This is a genomic window from Variovorax sp. PDC80 (assembly GCF_900115375.1).
Taxonomy (GTDB): domain Bacteria; phylum Pseudomonadota; class Gammaproteobacteria; order Burkholderiales; family Burkholderiaceae_C; genus Variovorax.
Map to the genome: position 1 here is coordinate 202855 of NZ_FOWG01000010.1, position 18367 is coordinate 221221.

Consider the following 18367-nt stretch of genomic DNA (forward strand, 5'->3'; position numbering starts at 1 on the left):
CACAAGAAGGAGACATCGCCATGCGGATTCCATTTCTCGCGTCTTTCGCGCCCTTCGCGCCCTTCGCGCCCCTGGTGGCGGCCTTCACGCTGGCGCTCGCCTGCGGGTCCGCCTCCGCCGCCTATCCCGACAAGCCGGTGCGCGTGATCGTGGGCTTTCCGGCCGGCAGCACCGGCGACCTGATCGTGCGTATCCTCGGCCCGCGCCTGTCGCAGGGCCTGGGCCAGCCCGTGATCGTGGAGAACCGGCCCGGTGCCGGCAGCAGCATCGCCGCCGAGGCCGTGGCCCATGCCGCGCCGGATGGCCACACGCTGCTGCTGAGCACCACCGCGAACGTCATCAATCCCAGCCTGTACCCGAACCTGCGCTTCAGCTTCGTCAAGGACCTGGCGCCGGTGAGCCTGCTGGCCGAGGCGCCCTCGGTGCTGATCGCGCGCGCCGATCTTCCCGCGCGCACGATGAAGGAGCTGATCGCCGCGGCCGCCGCGGCGCCCGGCAAGTTCAGCTACGGCTCCTCGGGCAACGGCACCTTCACCCATCTCTATGGCGAGGCCTTCAACCAGGCGGCCCAGGTGCAGCTGACCCATGTGCCCTACAAGGGCAGCGCCCAGGCGCTGACCGACGTGGTCGCGGGCCGCGTGGACCTGGCCTTCACGCCCGCGGCGCCGGTGCTGGCGCAGATCCAGGCCGGCCGGGTCAAGGCGCTGGCGGTGATCGGCCGGCAGCGCATGGCGGCCCTGCCGCAGGTGCCGACCTTCGCCGAGGCGGGCATCGCCGACTTCGACGCCGCCCTGTGGTTCGGCCTGCATGCGCCCTCGGGCACGCCGGGTGCCGTGATCGAGCGGCTGGCGGCCGAGCTGCGCAAGGTGCTGGCCGATCCCGAGGTGCGCCGGCAACTCAACGACCAGACCGTCGAGCCGATCGCCGGCACGCCGGCCCGGTTCGCGGGCATCATCGCGAGCGAATCGGCGCGATGGGCCAAGGTGATCGCCACCGCGGGCATCAAGGTCGATTGACGCCATTCCCATTCTCGGCACGAAGGAGACACACATGACACTGGGCCACGAGATCCGGGGCCACGGCCCGCAGCGCGTGATGGTCCTGCACGGCTGGTTCGGCGACCACCACGCCTGGGCGCCGACCTATGCGCTGCTCGACGAGCAGGCCTTCACCTACGCCTTTCCCGACTACCGCGGCTACGGCGCCTCGCGCGCCATCGAGGGCCGGCACACGATCGCGGAGATCGCGGCCGACGCCCTCGCGCTGGCCGATGCGCTGGGCTGGGAGCGCTTCTCGCTGCTGGGCCACTCGATGGGCGGCATGGTGGCGCAGCGGGTCGCGATCGATGCGCCCGAGCGCATCGCGGCCGCGGTCTGCGTGACGCCGGTGCCGGCCTCGGGCGTGCCGCTGCCGCCCGAGGTCGCGGCGCTGTTCGCCGCAGCGGGCACCGACGAGCGCGCCGCTTTGGGCGTGATCGATGCCTCGCTGGGTTCGCGCCTCACGCCCGCCTTGGCACGCGGCATCCTCGCGCACCAGCGCGCCACGTCCGAGTCCGGCGCCTTCGCGGACTACTTCCAGGCCTTCTCGGCCACCGATTTCTCGGACCGCGCGGCCGCGCTGCGCGCGCCGCTGCTGGTGCTGGTGGGCGAGCACGACGGGGGCGTGTCGCCCGACTTCGTGCAGGCCACCTTTCCGCACCTGTATCCGCATGCGCGGATCGAGACGCTGCCCAATGCCGGGCACTACCCGATGCTCGAGACGCCGGCCTACCTGGTGACGCGCTGCGAGGCTTTCCTGCGCGAGCACGGCGGCTGAAGCGCCAGTCGCGGCCTTTTCAGGCCTTGCGCTTGCGCAGCAGGATCTCCACCGACTGCGTGGCTTCGCGCAGCATGCCGGCCACCTGCGCGATGCGGCGCTGGCCCAGGCGCTGCGAGAGCGCGGCGACGCTCAGCGCGCCGATGGCCTGCCCCATCGAATCGCGAAAGGGCACGCCGACCGCCTTCACGCCCAGGCTCACGCGGTTCTGGATCACGGCGGCGCCCAGGGCGCGTGCCTCCTCGCAGGCCTGCGCCAGGTCCTGCGTCGACAGCTTGCCGAAGGCGGCCAGGCCGGGCCCCACCCGTTCGATGATGTGGGCGCGCTCCTCGTCGCCGATGGCCGAGAGGATCGCCAGCCCGCCCGCGCCCACGCCCAGCGGTCGCCGGCTGCCGACCTCGAGCACCAGCGCGCGGATCGGGAAGGCGCCTTCGCGGCGGTGCATGCAGACCGCATCGAAGCTGCTGCGCACCACCAGGTAGACGGTGTCGCCGGTCTCGCGGGCCAGCATGTCCATCGCGGGTTCGCAGAGGTCGCGGATGTCGTGCATGGTCGAGCCGGCCACGCCGAGTTCGAAGGCCAGCGGCCCGAGCTTGTAGCGGCGCAGCTCCTCGTTGAAGACCGCGAGCCGCTCCGCGGCGAGCTGGCCCAGGATGCGGTGCACCGACGGATGCGGGATCTGCGACTTCTCCGACAGCTCGGTCAGCGCCAGCCCGCGCGAGCCCGCGGTGGCCAGCAGCTTGAGGATCGCCACGCCGCGTTTGAGCGAGCCGGCATCGGAGGGCGTTTTCATGTTCGATTGATGGACAAACGACTGGTTCGAGGCGAGCCATTAGAAAACAATTCCCGCTCGTGCCCCCGTCGTGTCCCGTCTATCGGACAGCACTCGCAGCGGGTTCATCCATCGACAACGCCCCACCACCGAGGACCTCCATGAAGACAACAGCGCCGCGCGGGAGCCGCCGATGAATGCCGCCGCCACCCCCTTGGCCGGCCGGATCGCGGTCGTCACCGGCGGCAGCAGCGGCATCGGCGCTGCCTGCGTGCGCGCGCTGGCGGACGCGGGCGCGACCGTGGTCATCGGCTACAACGAAGGCGCCGAGCGTGCGCGCGCGCTGCGCGAGGAATTGCCGGGCGCCGACCACGGCACCCTGCGCATTCCGCTGACCGATGCCGCGGCGCACGCGGCCATGGCCGGCGCGCTGCAGCAGCGCTTCGGCCGCGTCGACGTGCTCGTGAACTCGGCCGGCTTCACGCAGCGCATCGCGCATGGCGATCTCGAGGCGCTGCCGCCCGCGCTGTTCGACCGGATCCTCGCCGCCAACGTCGGCGGCCCCTACGCCATCACGCGCGCGCTGATGCCGCTGCTCCAGGCCTCGGCCGACGCGGCGGTGATCAACGTGTCCTCGGTCTCGGCCTTCACGGGCCTGGGCAGCAACCTCGCCTACTGCGCGGCCAAGGCGGCGCTCGACACGCTGACCGTGTCGATGGCGCGCGCCTTCGCGCCGGTGCGCTTCGTCGCCGTGTCGCCCGCGGCGGTCGACACCGGCTTCGTGCAGGGCCGCAACCGCGAGGAGCTGCAGAAGAAGGCCGCCACCACGCCGCTGGGCCGCATCGTGACCCCGCAGGACGTGGCGCTCGCCGTGCTGGGCTGCGTGACGCACCTGCGCACGGCCACCGGCACGCGGATCGTCATCGATGGAGGCCACAGCCTGTGAAGGGCGGGACCGCTGCCATGCTCGTCGAACAACGCACCTACACCACCCACCCCGGCCAGTGGCGCGCCTACCTGTCGCTGTACGAGGCCAAGGGGCTGGCGATCCAGCGCCGCATCCTCGGGCGCATGGTCGGCTACTACCGCACGGAGACCGGCCCGCTCAACCAGGTGATCCACCTGTGGGCCTACCTCGACATGAACGAGCGCGCCGAGCGGCGCGAGCGGCTGATGGCCGATCCGGGATGGCAGGCCTACGTGGTGGAGATGCTGCCGCTGCTGCAGAGCCAGGAATCGAAGATCCTGTTGCCGGCCGCCTTCTTCACGCCCCAGTGGCAGGAGTCGCCATGAACGCGCGCACGGGCGAGACCGCAACGGTGCCCGGCTACCAGAGCGGATTCGGCAACCAGTTCGCCAGCGAGGCGCTGCCCGGCGCGCTGCCGGTGGGCCGCAACTCGCCGCAGCAGGCGCCGCTGGGCCTGTATGCGGAGCTGCTGTCGGGCACGGCTTTCACCGCGCCGCGCGATCGCAACCTGCGCACCTGGATGTACCGCCGGCGTCCCAGCGCCATGCACGAGGCCTTCGCGCGCATCGACGACGGCGACTGGCGCAGCGGCCCGTTCACCGAGGTGGAGACGCCGGCCAACCGGCTGCGCTGGAATCCCTGGTCGATGCCGGCGCGGGCCACGGACTTCGTCGACGGCATCGTGACCATCGCGGGCAATGGCGAGCCGCATGCGCAGGCTGGTTCGGCGGTGCACGTCTACCGCGCCAACCGCTCGATGGCCGGGCGCTACCTCGTGAACTCCGACGGCGAGCTGCTGCTCGTGCCGCAGCAGGGCGCGCTGCGGCTGCACACCGAGCTCGGGCGCCTGCAGGTCGCGCCCGGCGAGATCGCGCTGCTGCCGCGCGGCATGCGCTTTCGCGTCGAGCTGCCCGACGGCGAGGCGCGCGGCTATGCCTGCGAGAACTACGGCGCGCCGTTCCGCCTGCCCGAGCTCGGGCCGATCGGATCGAACGGCCTCGCCAATGCGCGCGACTTCCTGGCGCCCGTGGCGGCCTTCGAGGAAGACACCGGCCCGGTGCGCATCGTCAACCGTTTCATGGGCCATCTGTGGGAAGGCACGCAGGCCGGCACGCCGCTCGACGTGGTCGCATGGCACGGCAACCTCGTGCCCTGCAAGTACGACCTGGCGCGCTTCATGGCCATCGGCACCATCAGCTTCGACCATCCCGATCCGTCGATCTACACGGTGCTGACCTCGGGCAGCGACACGCCGGGCGTGGCCAACTGCGATTTCGTGATCTTCCCGCCGCGCTGGCTGGTGGCCGAAGACACCTTCCGCCCGCCCTGGTTCCACCGCAACGTGATGAGCGAACTGATGGGCCTGGTGCGCGGCGTCTACGACGCGAAGGCCGAGGGCTTCGTGCCCGGTGGCATGAGCCTGCACAACTGCATGCTGCCGCACGGCCCCGATGCCGCCACCTTCGAGCGGGCCAGCACCGCCGCGCTCGCGCCGCACCGGCTCGACGACACGCTGGCCTTCATGTTCGAGAGCCGCCACGTGTTCCGGCCCACGGCGCGGGCGCTCGCCGCGGACAACCTGCAGCCCGGCTACGACGCCGTGTGGCGCGGCTTCCAGCCCGCGCGCGCCTGATTCGAGGAGACAACGAGACCATGACCACCGCCATCGCCACCCGGCGCGAACTGCTCGCGCTGGCCGCCGCCTTCGCGCTGCTGCCCCCTGCCCGTGCACAGGGCGCCTACCCCACGCGCCCGCTCCAGCTGACCCATGGCTTCGGCGCGGGCGGCAATGCCGACATCGTGTCGCGGCTGCTCGCGCAGAAGATGCAGGACGGGCTCGGGCAGCCCGTGGTCGTCGAGATCAAGAGCGGTGCCGGCGGCCTGATCGCCACCGACTTCGTGGCCAAGGCCCGGCCCGACGGCTACAACCTCGCCATGCTCACGGGCGCGCACACGGTCTCGGCCGCGCTGCGCCGCAAGCTGCCCTACGACCCGGTGAACGACTTCGCCTTCGTCTCGACCGTGACCAGCTTTCCCTTCGTCATCGCGGTGCGCGCCGAGCACAAGGCCCGCGACCTGGCCGAGCTGCTCGCGAGCGCGCGGCAGGCGCCGGGACAGGTCAGCTTCACCTCGGTGGGCGTGGGCTCGACCCAGCACATGGTGGGCGAACTGCTGGGCGTGAGCGCGGGCGCGAAGCTGCTGCACGTGCCCTACCGCGGCGGCGGCGCGCCGGTGCAGGCGGTGATCGGCGGCGACGTCGACATCCTCGCCGACACGCTGACGGTGGCGACGCCGCACATCCAGTCGGGCCGGCTGCGCGCGCTGGCGGTCACCAGCGCGCAGGCCTGGCCGTCGATGCCGGAGCTGCCCACGGTGGCGAGCGTGCTGCCGGGCTTCGAGATCCGCTCCTGGCTGGGGCTCGCGGCGCCGCGCGGCACGCCGGGGCCGGTGGTCGACCTGCTCGCGGCCCAGGTGCGCTCGGCCCTCGAGGCGCCCACGGTCGTGGCCGCGCTGGCCGCGCTCGGCAGCGAGCCCGCGCCCTCCTCGCCGGCCCGCATGAAGGCCATGGTCGAGCAGGAGATCCGGCGCTGGAGCGAGGTGGTCGCCAAGGCCGGCATTCCGCCGCAGTGAGCGCCGCCGGCCGAATGCCGGCTTAACGCTTCCCTAACGATGGGGCGCTACGGTACTGTCGCGTTGGCGAACCAACGGGAGCCCTGCGTGCGCACACTGCTTGTGGAAGACGACGAGATGATCGGCAAGAGCCTGGTCCGCGGCCTGGAGCGCTCGGGCTGGGCCGTGGACTGGGTACGCGACGGCCTGCTCGCGCAGAGCGCGATGGCCGATGGCGAGTACAACTGCGTGCTGCTCGACCTGGGCCTGCCCAAGGCCGACGGCATCGAGGTGCTGCGCCGCGCGCGCAGCCTCCGGGACGACACGCCGGTGCTGATCCTGACGGCGCGCGCGGCCCTGGGCCAGCGCATCGAGGGGCTGGACCTCGGGGCCGACGACTACCTGACCAAGCCCTTCGAGCTGCCCGAGCTGCTGGCGCGCATGCGCGCGATCACGCGGCGGCGCCATGGCGCCTCGAACTCCATCGTGGGCAGCGGCAACGTGCAGCTCGACCTCACGACCCGCGAGGTGCTCTACAAGGGCACGCGCGAGACGCTCACCGCGCGCGAGTTCGCGCTGATGCACGCCATGCTCGAGCGGCCCGGCGCCATCCTCTCGCGCGAGCAGCTCGAGAGCCGCATCTACGGCTGGGGCGAGGAGGTGATGAGCAACGCGGTCGACGTGATCATCCACAACATGCGCCGCAAGCTCGGTGCCGACACCATCCGCAACGTGCGCGGGCTCGGCTGGCGCATCGTGGATTCATGAGCGCCATGATCGATGCCCCGAAGCGTCCCTGGTACTCGCCGGGCTCGCTGCGCAACAAGCTGCTGCTGTGGCTGGTGCTGGTGCACGTGGCCGCGGCCCTCGGCGTGGCCTGGTTCACCTACACCAGCTACGACCGGCTGATCGTCACCTTCAAGGACGACCAGATGCAGATGCTGGCCGAGTCCTATGCCGGCAAGGAGAACCTGCCGCTGCTCAAGCCCACCGACGAGGCCACGCTCTACAGCCGCGGCAGCTTCGTGATCCAGGTCTGGAGCGCCGACGGCCGGCTGCTGGCCAGTTCCCGGCCGCAGCTCGCGATCGGCCTGCAGCCGCGGCCGGGGCTGCACACCGTGCGCCTCGCGCCGGGCGACACCGGCATCTGGCGCGTCTATGCCACCGACCCGGGCGCGGACGGCGGGAACTTCCGCGTGCAGGTGATCCAGAACGGCGGCTTCGTGCGCACGTTGGTCGAGCGGCGCGCGCTGCAGTCGGCCATGCCGATCGCGCTGCTGCTGCCGCTGTCGCTGGCCGTGCTGTGGCTGGTGGTCTGGACCTCGGCGCGCCAGCTGCGCCGCGTGGCGCTCGACGTGGCGGCGAAGGACGAGCGCAGCCTGTCGGCGTTGTCGGTGTCCCATGTGCCCGACGAGATCGCGCCGCTGGTGCAGGCCTTCAACAGCCTGCTCGGGCGGCTGCGCCAGGCCTTCGCCGCGCAGCGGCGCTTCGTGCAGGACGCGGCGCACGAGCTGCGCACGCCGATCGCGGCGCTGGGCCTGCAGCTCGACAACATGCGCGCCGAGGTGCCCGGCGAGAGCGCCGAGGAGCACTACCTGCAGCTCAAGGGCGGCGTGACGCGCGCGCAGCACCTGATCGAGCAACTGCTGCGCATGTCGCAGCAGGAAGGCGGCGATCCGCTCGAGGCGGCGCTGCCGCAGGATGCGGCCTCGGCCGTGCGCGACAGCATCGCGCGCCTCATGGTGATCGCCGATCGGCGCCGCATCGACATCGGCTTCGACGGCCGCACCAGCGCCACCGTGACCGCGCCCCCCACCGAGCTGCTGAGCCTGTTCGACAACCTGATCGACAACGCGCTGCGGCATGCACCCGAAGGCAGCGTGGTCGACGTGCTGCTGCACGTGGTCGACGGGCGGCCGGTGCTGGACGTGATCGACCATGGGCCGGGCATTCCGCCCGAGGCGCTGGCGCGCGTGTTCGACCGCTTCTACCGCGTGCCGGGCACCGCGGCCGAGGGCAGCGGCCTGGGCCTGGCGATCGCGCAGATGGCCGCGCAGCGCAACGGCATGCGCATCGAGCTGATCAACCGCAGCGACGACGAGGGCCGGGTGCGCGGCCTGATCGCGCGGGTGCACCTGCCTTCGCCTTAACGCTGGGTTAACTCTCGCATAAAGAACGCATAAAGCACGATTTCTACAGTGAGCCCAGCCCGAACGCGCCCCGGCCCGTTCGGATTCCTTCCCTCCCCAGGAGCTCACTGCCATGCGAACCCTTTCCCGACTGCTCTGCACCCTGACCCTCGGCGCCGCCGCCTTCGCGGCCCAGGCCGAAAGCTACGACGGCGTCCACCAGGGCGCCGGCCTGCTCGACCGCGACGCGGTCGCGGCACAGGCCGTTGCCACGGCGCGCGCGCCCGACCAGAACGTGGTGCGCGGCTCGCGCGGCGCCGATCCGCTGGTCTCGACGCTGTCGCGGGAGTCGGTGCGCCAGGCGGCCGTCGCGGCGGCCCATGCGCCGGACCAGAACGTCAATGCCGGCTCGCGCGTGAACAGCGTGGTGGTGCCGACCATGTCGCGCGCCCAGGCCATGGCCGCGCCCGACACCCGCCTGTGAACCGGTGCCGCCCATGGACGACGCCGACACCCCCTCGGGCCCCACGCGCCGCAGCCTGCTGATCGGCGGCGCCGCGGGCGTGGCGGCCGCCTCGCTGCCGATCGCCGGCCAGGCGGCGGACGATGCGGCCAGCGTGCCGGTCAGCGCGCCGGCCGATGCCGCGGGCCTGACGCGCATCACGTTGCAGGTCAACGGGCAGCCCCGGCAGCTCGCCATCGATGCGCGCGTCTCGCTGCTCGATGCGCTGCGCGAGCACCTGCGGCTCACCGGCTCGAAGAAGGGCTGCGACCACGGCCAGTGCGGCGCCTGCACGGTGCTGGTGAACGGGCGGCGCATCAACAGCTGCCTCACGCTCGCCGTGATGCACGAGGGCGACGCGGTGACGACCATCGAAGGCCTGGGCGCACCGCCGAGGCTGCATGCGATGCAGGCCGCCTTCGTCAAGCACGACGGCTTCCAGTGCGGCTACTGCACGCCGGGCCAGATCTGCTCGGCCGTCGGCATGCTCGCGGAACTGCGCGGCGGCATGCCGAGCCACGTCACTGCCGACCTGGCGGGCCGCCCCTCGCTCAGCGACGAGGAGCTGCGCGAGCGCATGAGCGGCAACATCTGCCGCTGCGCGGCTTATCCGAACATCGTCGCGGCCATCCGCGACGTGGCGGGAGCCGCGGCATGAGGGCCTTCAGCTACGAGCGGCCGTCGAGCCCGGCCGAGGCGGCCGCCGCCGTGCAGCGCCATCCGGGCGCGAAGTTCATCGCGGGCGGCACCAACCTGCTCGACCTGATGAAGCTCGACGTGGAGCATCCGCCGCACCTGGTCGATGTGAACCGGCTCGGGCTCGACCGCATCGAGGCCACGGCCGACGGCGGCCTGCGCATCGGCGCGCTGGTGCGCAACAGCGACCTCGCGGCCGACGCCCGCGTGCGGCGCGAGCATCCGCTGCTCGCGCGCGCCCTGCTCTCGGGCGCCAGCGCGCAACTGCGCAACAAGGCCACCACGGCCGGCAACCTGCTGCAGCGCACGCGCTGCTTCTACTTCTACGACACCACCAAGCCCTGCAACAAGCGCGTGCCCGGCAGCGGCTGCGCGGCGCTCGGCGGCTTCAACCGCATCCACGCGATCCTGGGCGCGAGCGAGCACTGCATCGCGGTGCACCCTTCCGACATGGCGGTGGCGATGCGCGCGCTCGAGGCCCGCGTCGACACCGTCGCGGCCGACGGCCGCACGCGGCGGATCCCGATCGCCGAGCTGCACCGGCTGCCCGGCGAGACGCCGCAGGTCGAGACCGCGCTCGCGCCCGACGAGCTGATCACCGGCGTGCTGCTGCCGCCGCCCGTGGGCGGGCGGCAGCTCTACCGCAAGGTGCGCGACCGGGCCTCGTATGCCTTCGCGCTGGTCTCGGTGGCCGCGGTGGTCGTGCGCGAGGGCGGCACGGTGACGCAGGTGCGCCTCGCCTTCGGCGGCCTTGCAGCCAGGCCCTGGCGCAACGAGGCGGCGGAACGGCGGCTGGTGGGCACCGACGGCGGACCCGCGGCCTGCCGCGCGGCCGCCGATGCGCTGCTGGACGGCGCGCGTGGCCACGGCCACAACGATTTCAAGATCCCGCTGCTGCGCCGCACGCTCGAAGCAACGCTGGCGCAGGCGATGGACCGGACCTGAACCGAGGAGCACCGCCATGCAATTCACCACCGCCGCCGGCCCCGGCCCGCTCGACCGCGAGCGCATCGTCGGCCGGCCGCTCGACCGCATCGACGGCCCGGCCAAGGTCAGCGGACAGGCACGCTACAGCTACGAGTACCACGAGGAGATGCCGGGCGCGGCCTATGGCTGGATCGTGCTGGCCGGCATCGCCAAGGGCCGCATCGCGCGCATCGACACCCGCGAGGCGCGGCAGGCGCCGGGCGTGCTGCTGGTCTACACCCACGAGAACGTGCCGCGCCAGGTGCCGCGAGGGCGCGCCAACCTGGTCTCGCAGCTCTCGGGCCCCGAGGTGCAGCACCACGGCCAGGCCGTGGCCTTCGTGGTCGCCGAGACGCTGGAGCAGGCGCGCGCGGCCTCGTTCCTGGTCCGCATCGACTACGAGGCCGGGGCCGGCCGCTTCGACCTCGAGGCCGCGCGGGCCACGGCGGTGAAGCCCGGCGACGACCCCAGCGCCGGCAGCGAGAGCGCGGCCGACACGGCCGTCGGCGACTTCGAGGGCGCCTACGCCGCCGCGCCGGTGCAGGTCGACCAGCGCTACGACACGCCCGACCAGCATCCCGCGATGATGGAGCCGCAGGCCACCATCGCGCGCTGGGACGGCGATGCGCTGACGCTCTACACCTCGCACCAGATGGCCAACTGGGCCGCGAGCGACGTGGCGGCGATGGTCGAGCTGCCGGTCGAGAAGGTGCGCGTGATCGCGGCCTTCGTGGGCGGCGGCTTCGGCTCCAAGCTGCGCACCCATGCCGATGCCGTGCTCTCGGCCTTCGCGGCGCGCGAACTGCGGCGGCCCGTGAAGACGGCGCTGGCGCGCGAGCAGCTGCTCAACCACACGACGCGGCGCGCCGCGACCATCCAGCGCGTGCGCCTGGGCGCCACGCCGGACGGCCGGCTCACCGCGATCGGACACGAGACCTGGACCAGCAACCTGCCGGGCCGCAGCTACTACGAGGGCGCGTCGCGCCAGACCCGGCTGCTCTATGCGGCGCCGAACCGCATGACGGCGCACCGGCTCGCCGCGCTCGACCTGCCCGAGGCCGCGGCGATGCGCGCGCCCGCCACCGCGAGCGGCCAGCTGGCCTTCGAGGTGGCGCTCGACGAGCTGGCCGAGAAACTGGGCATGGACCCGGTGCAGCTGCGCATCCTCAACGACAGCCCCTGCGATCCCGAGCGCGGCCCGAGCCGGCCCTACTCGGGCCGCAAGCTGGTCGAGTGCCTGCGCGAGGGCGCGAGCCGCTTCGGCTGGGCGCGCCGCGATCCCGTGCCGGGCCGGGTGCGCGACGGCCGCTGGCTGGTCGGCATGGGCGTGGCGAGCGCCATCCATCACCACTCGGTGCGTCCCTCGAGCGCGCGGCTGCGGCTCGATGCCCGCGGCCGGCTGAGCATCGAGACCTCGATGACCGACATCGGCACCGGCACCTACACCGTGCTGGCGCAGATCGCCGCGGAGATGACCGGCATCCCGATGGACCGCATCGGCGTGCGGCTCGGCGACACGGCCCTGCCGCCGGGCGCCGGATCGATCGCCTCGATCGGCGCCTCGAGCGCGGGCGCCGCGGTGCTCGACGGCTGCGAGCAGTTGCGCGCCGCCCTGCTGCAGCGCGCGGGCTTCGAGGCGGCGGGCGCGCGCTTCGAGGCCGGCCGCGTCGTGAGCGGGCGCCGTTCGCGCGAGCTCGGCGAACTCGCGGGCGCCGAGGGCCTGAGCGTGCTCGGCAGCGTCGAGCCCGGCGACCTGCACCGCCGCTATGCGCAGGCGGCGTTCGGCGCCCACTTCTGCGAGGTCGGCGTGGACATCGACACCGGCGAGACCCGCGTGCGCCGCATGCTCGGCGTGTTCGCGGCCGGGCGCATCCTCAACATGAAGACCGCGCGCAACCAGGCCATCGGCGGCATGGTGTTCGGCGTGGGGGCGGCGCTGACCGAGGAGGCCATCGTCGATGCGCGCCACGGCTACTTCGTCAACCACGACATGGCCGAGTACCTGGTGCCGGTGCATGCCGACATTCCCGCCATCGACGCGATCTACCTGCAGGATTCGGACGAACTCGCGAGCCCGATCAAGACCAAGGGCGTGGGCGAGCTCGGCACCTGCGGTTCGGGCGCGGCCGTGGCCAATGCGATCCACAACGCGACCGGCCTGCGCGTGCGCAGCTACCCGATCACGCTCGACAAGCTGCTGCCGGGGCTGCCGATGCGTGCTTGAATGCCGCATCGTCGCTCTCCCGCGCCCGGCCATGTCCTTCCTCTTCGAACCTCGGCGTCGCTTCTGGCCGACCGTGCTCGTGCTGGCCGGCCTGGCGCTGGGCGGCTGCGCGAGCCTGCCGGCCGACGACGGGCCGCGCAGCATCACGACCTCGCTGCCGATCGAGGGCGCGCCCACGCCGCTCGATCGCATCGCCGCTGCTTCGATGGCCGATGCGCCCGCGGATGCCAGCGGCTTCCGCCTGATGCTGGGCCTGGCCAGCATGGACACGCGGCTGGCCCTGCTGCGCGGCGCGCGGCGCTCGCTCGACCTGCAGTACTACCACCTGCACGACGACGCCACGGGCCGGCTGGTGCTGCGCGAACTGCGCGACGCGGCCCGGCGCGGCGTGCGGGTGCGGCTGCTGGTCGACGATCTCTACACCGAGGACATCGCAGCGCTGCTCGACGGGCTGGGCGCGTACCCGAATGCCGAGGTGCGCATCTTCAATCCCTTCCCCACGCGCGGCGGCCTCGCGACCCGCTTCGGGATGGCGCTGTTCGACTTCGATCGCGTGAACCGGCGCATGCACAACAAGCTGTTCGTGGCCGATGGCGTGCTGGCCGTGGCGGGCGGGCGCAACCTCGGCGACGTGTACTTCATGCGCGATGCCGACTCGAACTTCTTCGACTACGACGTGCTGGTCGCGGGCGCCGCGGTGCCGCAGATGGCGAGCCTGTTCGACGAATACTGGAACGCGCCGCAGGTGCGCACCGCGGCCTCGGTGCTGCGGCCCGTCGATGCGCCCGAACAACTGCGAAGCGCCTTCGACGCGCGCGTGGACGGCCCCGACACGCCCGAGCCGGTGCCGTTTCGCACGGTCGACCCGCTGGGGCGCGTGACGCTCGGCGACGAGCTGCAGGCGGGCCGCGTGCGGCTCGCGTTCGGCACCGCGCAGGCCTTTGCCGATGCGCCCGCCAAGGCCTGGGGCCGCTCGGAAACGCGGCGGCTCGCGAGCGGCGCGCTGATCGACACCAGCCGCCGCCTGCTCGGCGAGGCCGCGCAGCAGGCACGCAGCGAGATCCTCACCGCGTCGCCCTATTTCGTGCCCGGCGCGGCGGCGCTCGAGGGCATGCGCCGCAACGCGGCGCGCGGCATCCGCCAGACCCTGATCACGAACTCGCTGGCCGCCACCGACGAACCGGTGGTCCACACCGGCTACCGCCGCTACCGCGCCGCGCTGCTGCGCAACGGGATGCAGATCCACGAGATCCATCCGAACGCCGGCCGCGCCCTGTTCGTGGGCCGCATCGGCGAAGGCGCGCAGGTGCGGCTGCACACCAAGGCCATGGTCGTCGACCGCCGGCGGCTGTTCCTGGGCTCGGTCAACATGGACCCGCGCTCCGATGCGCTGAACACCGAGTTCGGGCTGCTGATCGACTGTCCCGCGCTGGCCGAGGAGGCGCACGGCTTCTTCGAGCAGCTGATGACGCACTCGGCGTACCAGCTGCGGCTCGCGCGCGACGGCGGCGACGCGCTCGAATGGTGGCGCATCGACGGGCCCGCGCCGGTGCGGGTGACGGACAGCGAGCCCGGTGCCGATGCCTGGATGCGGCTCAAGCTGCAGTGGCAGTCGCTGGTGATTCCCGAGTCGATGCTGTAGGGGCCGCGTTACGTGTAGCGGCGCTCGAGGGCATCCCATTCGGGCTTGCCCACCAGCCGCTGGCGCTCGGCGAACGGAGCGACCAGCGCGGGATCTTCCTCGAGCCGCCTCGCATCCCGCAGCACCGTGAGCGCCTTCTGCATGCCGACCACGGCGCCCTGCAGCGCGGCGTTCGCGTACAGCACGAGGCCATAGCCCATGCCGCCGAGGTCCTCGGCGCCGAAGACGGGCGTCTTGCCGCCGATCACCATGTTCATGAGCTGCGGCCGGTCGAGGCGCTGCGGCAAGGCGCGGATCTGCTCGGCGCTGGTGACCGCCTCGACGAACAGGATGTCGGCGCCGGCCTCGGCGAACTGCTGCGCGCGCTCGATCGCGGCTTCGAAGCCCAGCACGGCACAGGCGTCGGTGCGCGCGAGGATCAGCAGGTCGGGGTCCTGCCGCGCATCGACGGCCGCCTTGATCTTGCTCACGGCCTCCTCCGTCGAGATGACCGCCTTGCCCTCGAAGTGGCCGCAGCGCTTGGGCGCGATCTGGTCCTCGAGCTGGATGCAGTCGGCGCCCGCGCGCTCGAGCGTGCGCACCGCATGGCGCACGTTGAGCGCGTTGCCGAAGCCGGTGTCGGCATCGACGATCAGCGGCACGCGCACCGCATCGCGGATGCGCGCCGTATGGTCGGCCATCTCGGCCAGGCCCACGAAGCCCTGGTCCGGCAGGCCGAACCACATGTTGGTGACGCCGGCGCCGGTGATGTAGATCGCCTCGAAGCCCAGGTCCTCGACGATGCGGGCCGACAGGGCATTGAAGGCGCCCGGAACGATGACGCCGCGGCGGGCCTGCGCCAGGGCGCGCAGTTGTTGTTTGGTATTCATGGATCGGCTGGAAAAAAAGGAAGGGGAGCCTGCGGTGCGCTCACTTCTCCTGCATCCGGGCCGCCTTGACGATCTCGCCCAGGCGCTTGCGCTCGGCATCGGTGAACTTCACGAACTCCTGGCGCGTGCCGCCCACGGGCTCGATGCCCAGGCCCTGGAGCTTGGCCACGGTGGCGGGATCGCGCATGGCCTTGTCGACGGCGGCGGCGAGCTTGTCCAGGATGTCGTTGGGCGTGCCGCGCGGCGCATGCAGGCCGGCCCAGTGCGCGATCTGCAGCTCGGGGAAGCCCTGCTCGACGGCCGTGGGCAGTTGCGGGTAGGCCGAGATGCGCTGGGTCCAGGTGGTGGCCAGCGGCTTGAACTTGCCCTCGCCCCGGATGTGCGGCAGCGCGATGATGCTGGCCTCGGAGGTGCCTTCGACCTGCCCGCCCAGCACGGCGGTCGTGCTCTCCGAGCCGCTCTTGTACGGCACGGCCTGCAGCTTCGCGCCGTACTTCACGTTGAGCATCTCGGCCACGAAGTGCGGCGTGCTGCCGGTGCCCGCGGTCGCGAAGTTGAAGCCCGCGCCCTTCTTCGAGGCCTCGACGAAGTCGCGCAGGTTGTCGTACGGGGCCGACTTGGGCACCACGATCACCGAGGGCGCCAGGCCGATCATGACCACGGGCACCAGGTCCTCGTCCTTGAACGGCAAGGACTTCTTGATCATGCTGTTGGAGATCACGCCCGCGGCGCTGATCAGGAAGGTGTAGCCGTCGGGCGCGCTGCGCGCCACCAGGTCGGCGCCGAGCGAACCGCCCGCGCCGGGACGGTTGTCGATGATGACCGGCTGGCCCAGCACCTTGGCCGCCCCTTCGGCCGCCGAGCGCGCCAGCAGGTCGTTGGCGCCGCCCGCCGCGAACGGCACGACGAAGCGGATGGACTTGGCGGGCCAGGCCTGGGCCTGCGCGGCCAGCGGCAAGGCACAGGCCAGCGCGGCGGCGGTCGTGCAGGCGATGGTGGAAAGGCGATGGAAGTGCACGGAGGTCTCCTGGTTTTTGAGCTGGGAACCGGGGTTTGCGCAAGCGCTGTGCCATCGGCCCGAAGGGCGCACCCCTCGATGCCAAGTCATTGATTCGAAAGGAATTCACGCTGCCTCGGCGGGTGCTCGTCCGGGTCTGGATTTCAATTTGATTTCATGAATGAGACAATGAAATTCATTGAAATGAATACATTGCCCGCCGCGCCGAGCCCTCATTCCCCCGCCACGCCGCGGCCGCTGCACATCGTGGCCGTGGCCCGCCACCGCCTGGGCCGCGTGCTGGCGCGGCTGATACCGGAGGTGGCCGGGCAGGCGCAGGTCGAGCTGGTCGGGCAGGCCTTCGACGATGCGGTGGCGGCCGTGCGCGCGCTGCATGCCCGGCGCCCCGTCGACGCGGTGGTGGCCGCGGGCGCCAGCGGCGAATGGCTGCGCCGGCACCTGGACATTCCGGTGGCCATCGTGGAGGTGCGCGGCTTCGACCTGATGCGCGCATTGGCCGCGGCGCGCGCCCTCTCGCCGCGCGTGGGCCTGGTGTCGTTCGACGGTCCATCGGAGCACCTGGCGCAGCTCGACGCCCTGTTCGGCATGGGCATCGCGCAGTTCAGCTACCGCGGCCCGGAGGACGCGCCGGCCTGCGTGGAGGCCCTGCGCGCCGCCGGCATCGAGGCCGTGGTGTCGCCCGGGCTGGTGGCCGACCTGGCCGAGCAGGCCGGCATCGCCAGCGTGCTGATGTACTCCGAGGACGCCGTGCGCCAGGCGCTGCAGGACGCCCTCCACCTGGCGCGCCACGGCCATGCCGAGCGCGCGCGCCATGAGCGGCTCGGCACCATCCTCGGCCAGTTGCAGGACGGCGTGGTCGCGGTCGACCTGCGCCAGCGCATCGAGGCGCTGAACCCCGCCATGGCGCAGCTGCTCGGTGCTTCCGTGGGGGAACTGGTCGGCCGGGTGCTGAGCGAGGTCGAGCCCGTGCTGGACCTCGGCGCCACCTTGCGCCTGGGCGAGGCCCCGGTCGAGGAAGTGCTGCAGATCGGCATGCGCACGCTGGTCGTGCGGCGCGCGCCCATCGTCGAGAGCGGCGAGGTCACCGGCGCGCTGCTGGTGTGCCGCGACCCCGCCGTGATCCAGCGCGCCGACCGCCACCTGCGCGCCAACCAGCGGCAACGCGGCGCGCCCACGCGCTACCGGATCGAGGCCTTCGCGGGCGACAGCGCCGCGGCACGGCGCGTGCGCGAGCTGGCGCGGCAGTGCGCGGCCAGCGACGCCACCGTGCTCATCGTCGGCGAGAGCGGCACCGGCAAGGAGCTGGTGGCCCAGGGCATCCACAGCGCGAGCCGGCGCGCCACCCAGCCCTTCCTGGCCGTGAACTGCGCGGCGCTGGGAGAGAGCCTGCTCGAAAGCGAGCTGTTCGGCCACGAGGAAGGTGCCTTCACCGGTGCGCGGCGCGGCGGCAAGACCGGCCTGATCGAGGCCGCCCATACCGGCACCCTGTTCCTCGACGAGATCGGGGACATGCCCCTGGCGCTGCAGACCCGGTTGCTGCGCGTGCTGCAGGAGCGGGAGGTGCTGCGCGTGGGCGCCACCGCGGCGGTGCCGGTCGACCTGCGCGTGATCGCGGCCACCCATGCCGACCTGGCGGCCCAGGTGGAGCGTGGCCTGTTCCGGCGCGATCTGTACTACCGGCTCGCGGTGCTGCGCATCGAGACGCCACCGCTGCGCGAGCGCGGCGCCGATATCGCGCCCCTGGCCGCCGGCCTGATGGCGCGCCGCGCGCCCGCGGCGGGTGTGCCCGCGGACCAGGCGTCGGCCTGGCTCGCCGCCCTGCTGGAACTGGCCGCGGGCTACGGCTGGCCCGGCAATGTGCGCGAACTGGAGAACCTCGTCGAGCGCCTGCTGGCCTGCCACGGCTACCTGGCGCCCGAGGGCCGGCTGGACCGCGCCCGGCTGCTCGAGGTGTTCGCGGAATGCACGCAGGCACGCCCGGCGCTCGCGCGCAATCGCCTGCTCAAGGGGGCGCGCACGGCCGCGGAGCGGCAACGGGTGCGCGAGGTGCTGCAGTCGGTCCAGGGCGATCAGGACCGGGCCTGCGCCATTCTCGGCATCAGCCGCTCGACGCTGTGGCGGCGGTTGCGCGACGAGGCGCCGGGGGCCTAGGCGGCC

Annotated in this window: 17 protein-coding genes; 14 read left to right on the forward strand and 3 right to left on the reverse strand. The window is 72.4% G+C overall.

Features of this window, described 5'->3' with window-relative positions:
* The first annotated feature begins 20 nt into the window (after positions 1-20).
* Positions 21-1016 (forward strand): Bug family tripartite tricarboxylate transporter substrate binding protein, encoded by a 996-nt coding sequence (locus BM109_RS27165; protein ID WP_093349746.1) that lies wholly within the window; start codon positions 21-23, stop codon positions 1014-1016.
* A 34-nt stretch (positions 1017-1050) separates the two neighbouring features.
* The gene (locus tag BM109_RS27170; protein WP_093349748.1) at positions 1051-1815 is read left to right on the forward strand and encodes an alpha/beta fold hydrolase; all 765 of its coding nucleotides are present in this window, start codon (positions 1051-1053) and stop codon (positions 1813-1815) included.
* A 19-nt stretch (positions 1816-1834) separates the two neighbouring features.
* Here the strand turns inward: BM109_RS27170 and BM109_RS27175 are convergent, their stop codons facing one another.
* Positions 1835-2608, reverse strand: coding sequence for an IclR family transcriptional regulator (locus BM109_RS27175; RefSeq protein WP_093349751.1), 774 nt, complete (start codon positions 2606-2608; stop codon positions 1835-1837).
* Positions 2609-2780: 172 nt separating this feature from the next.
* Here BM109_RS27175 and BM109_RS27180 point away from each other — a divergent pair, with 172 nt between their 5' ends.
* The 11 genes from BM109_RS27180 (at position 2781) to BM109_RS27230 (ending at position 14323) form a co-directional block, all read left to right on the forward strand.
* A complete protein-coding gene (locus BM109_RS27180; RefSeq protein ID WP_093349753.1) occupies positions 2781-3533 on the forward strand; it encodes an SDR family NAD(P)-dependent oxidoreductase in 753 nt (250 codons plus the stop codon).
* 17 nt (positions 3534-3550) lie between these two features.
* A complete protein-coding gene (locus BM109_RS27185) occupies positions 3551-3880 on the forward strand; it encodes an NIPSNAP family protein (RefSeq protein WP_093350167.1) in 330 nt (109 codons plus the stop codon).
* The gene (gene hmgA, locus BM109_RS27190; protein WP_093349756.1) at positions 3877-5187 is read left to right on the forward strand and encodes a homogentisate 1,2-dioxygenase; all 1311 of its coding nucleotides are present in this window, start codon (positions 3877-3879) and stop codon (positions 5185-5187) included. The genes BM109_RS27185 and hmgA overlap by 4 nt, the downstream gene beginning before the upstream one ends.
* Positions 5188-5207: 20 nt before the next feature.
* The gene (locus BM109_RS27195) at positions 5208-6185 is read left to right on the forward strand and encodes a tripartite tricarboxylate transporter substrate binding protein (protein ID WP_093349759.1); all 978 of its coding nucleotides are present in this window, start codon (positions 5208-5210) and stop codon (positions 6183-6185) included.
* An 87-nt stretch (positions 6186-6272) separates the two neighbouring features.
* Positions 6273-6932 (forward strand): response regulator, encoded by a 660-nt coding sequence (locus tag BM109_RS27200; RefSeq protein ID WP_093350170.1) that lies wholly within the window; start codon positions 6273-6275, stop codon positions 6930-6932.
* 5 nt (positions 6933-6937) lie between these two features.
* Positions 6938-8314, forward strand: coding sequence for an ATP-binding protein (locus tag BM109_RS27205; RefSeq protein WP_093350173.1), 1377 nt, complete (start codon positions 6938-6940; stop codon positions 8312-8314).
* Positions 8315-8426: 112 nt separating this feature from the next.
* On the forward strand, positions 8427-8777 hold the full coding sequence (locus BM109_RS27210) for a hypothetical protein (RefSeq protein ID WP_093349761.1): 351 nt from the start codon (positions 8427-8429) through the stop codon (positions 8775-8777).
* Positions 8778-8790: 13 nt separating this feature from the next.
* Positions 8791-9453 (forward strand): aldehyde dehydrogenase iron-sulfur subunit PaoA, encoded by a 663-nt coding sequence (paoA, locus tag BM109_RS27215; RefSeq protein WP_093350176.1) that lies wholly within the window; start codon positions 8791-8793, stop codon positions 9451-9453.
* Complete coding sequence (locus BM109_RS27220) at positions 9450-10436, forward strand: FAD binding domain-containing protein (protein ID WP_093349763.1); 987 nt, start codon at positions 9450-9452, stop codon at positions 10434-10436. Before paoA ends, BM109_RS27220 begins: the two co-directional genes overlap by 4 nt.
* A gap of 16 nt (positions 10437-10452) precedes the next feature.
* Positions 10453-12681: a xanthine dehydrogenase family protein molybdopterin-binding subunit gene (locus BM109_RS27225; RefSeq protein WP_093349766.1), complete on the forward strand. Its 2229-nt coding sequence runs from the start codon at positions 10453-10455 to the stop codon at positions 12679-12681.
* A 31-nt stretch (positions 12682-12712) separates the two neighbouring features.
* Positions 12713-14323, forward strand: a complete 1611-nt coding sequence (locus tag BM109_RS27230) for a phospholipase D-like domain-containing protein (RefSeq protein ID WP_177239476.1) — start codon at positions 12713-12715, stop codon at positions 14321-14323.
* 8 nt (positions 14324-14331) lie between these two features.
* Here BM109_RS27230 and BM109_RS27235 read toward each other — a convergent pair whose 3' ends face one another.
* Positions 14332-15192, reverse strand: coding sequence for an isocitrate lyase/PEP mutase family protein (locus tag BM109_RS27235; protein WP_093349771.1), 861 nt, complete (start codon positions 15190-15192; stop codon positions 14332-14334).
* Between the two features lie 40 nt (positions 15193-15232).
* Positions 15233-16186: a tripartite tricarboxylate transporter substrate binding protein gene (locus BM109_RS27240; RefSeq protein WP_371268847.1), complete on the reverse strand. Its 954-nt coding sequence runs from the start codon at positions 16184-16186 to the stop codon at positions 15233-15235.
* 180 nt (positions 16187-16366) lie between these two features.
* Here BM109_RS27240 and prpR point away from each other — a divergent pair, with 180 nt between their 5' ends.
* Complete coding sequence (gene prpR / locus BM109_RS27245) at positions 16367-18361, forward strand: propionate catabolism operon regulatory protein PrpR (RefSeq protein ID WP_371268841.1); 1995 nt, start codon at positions 16367-16369, stop codon at positions 18359-18361.
* Positions 18362-18367: the final 6 nt, after the last annotated feature.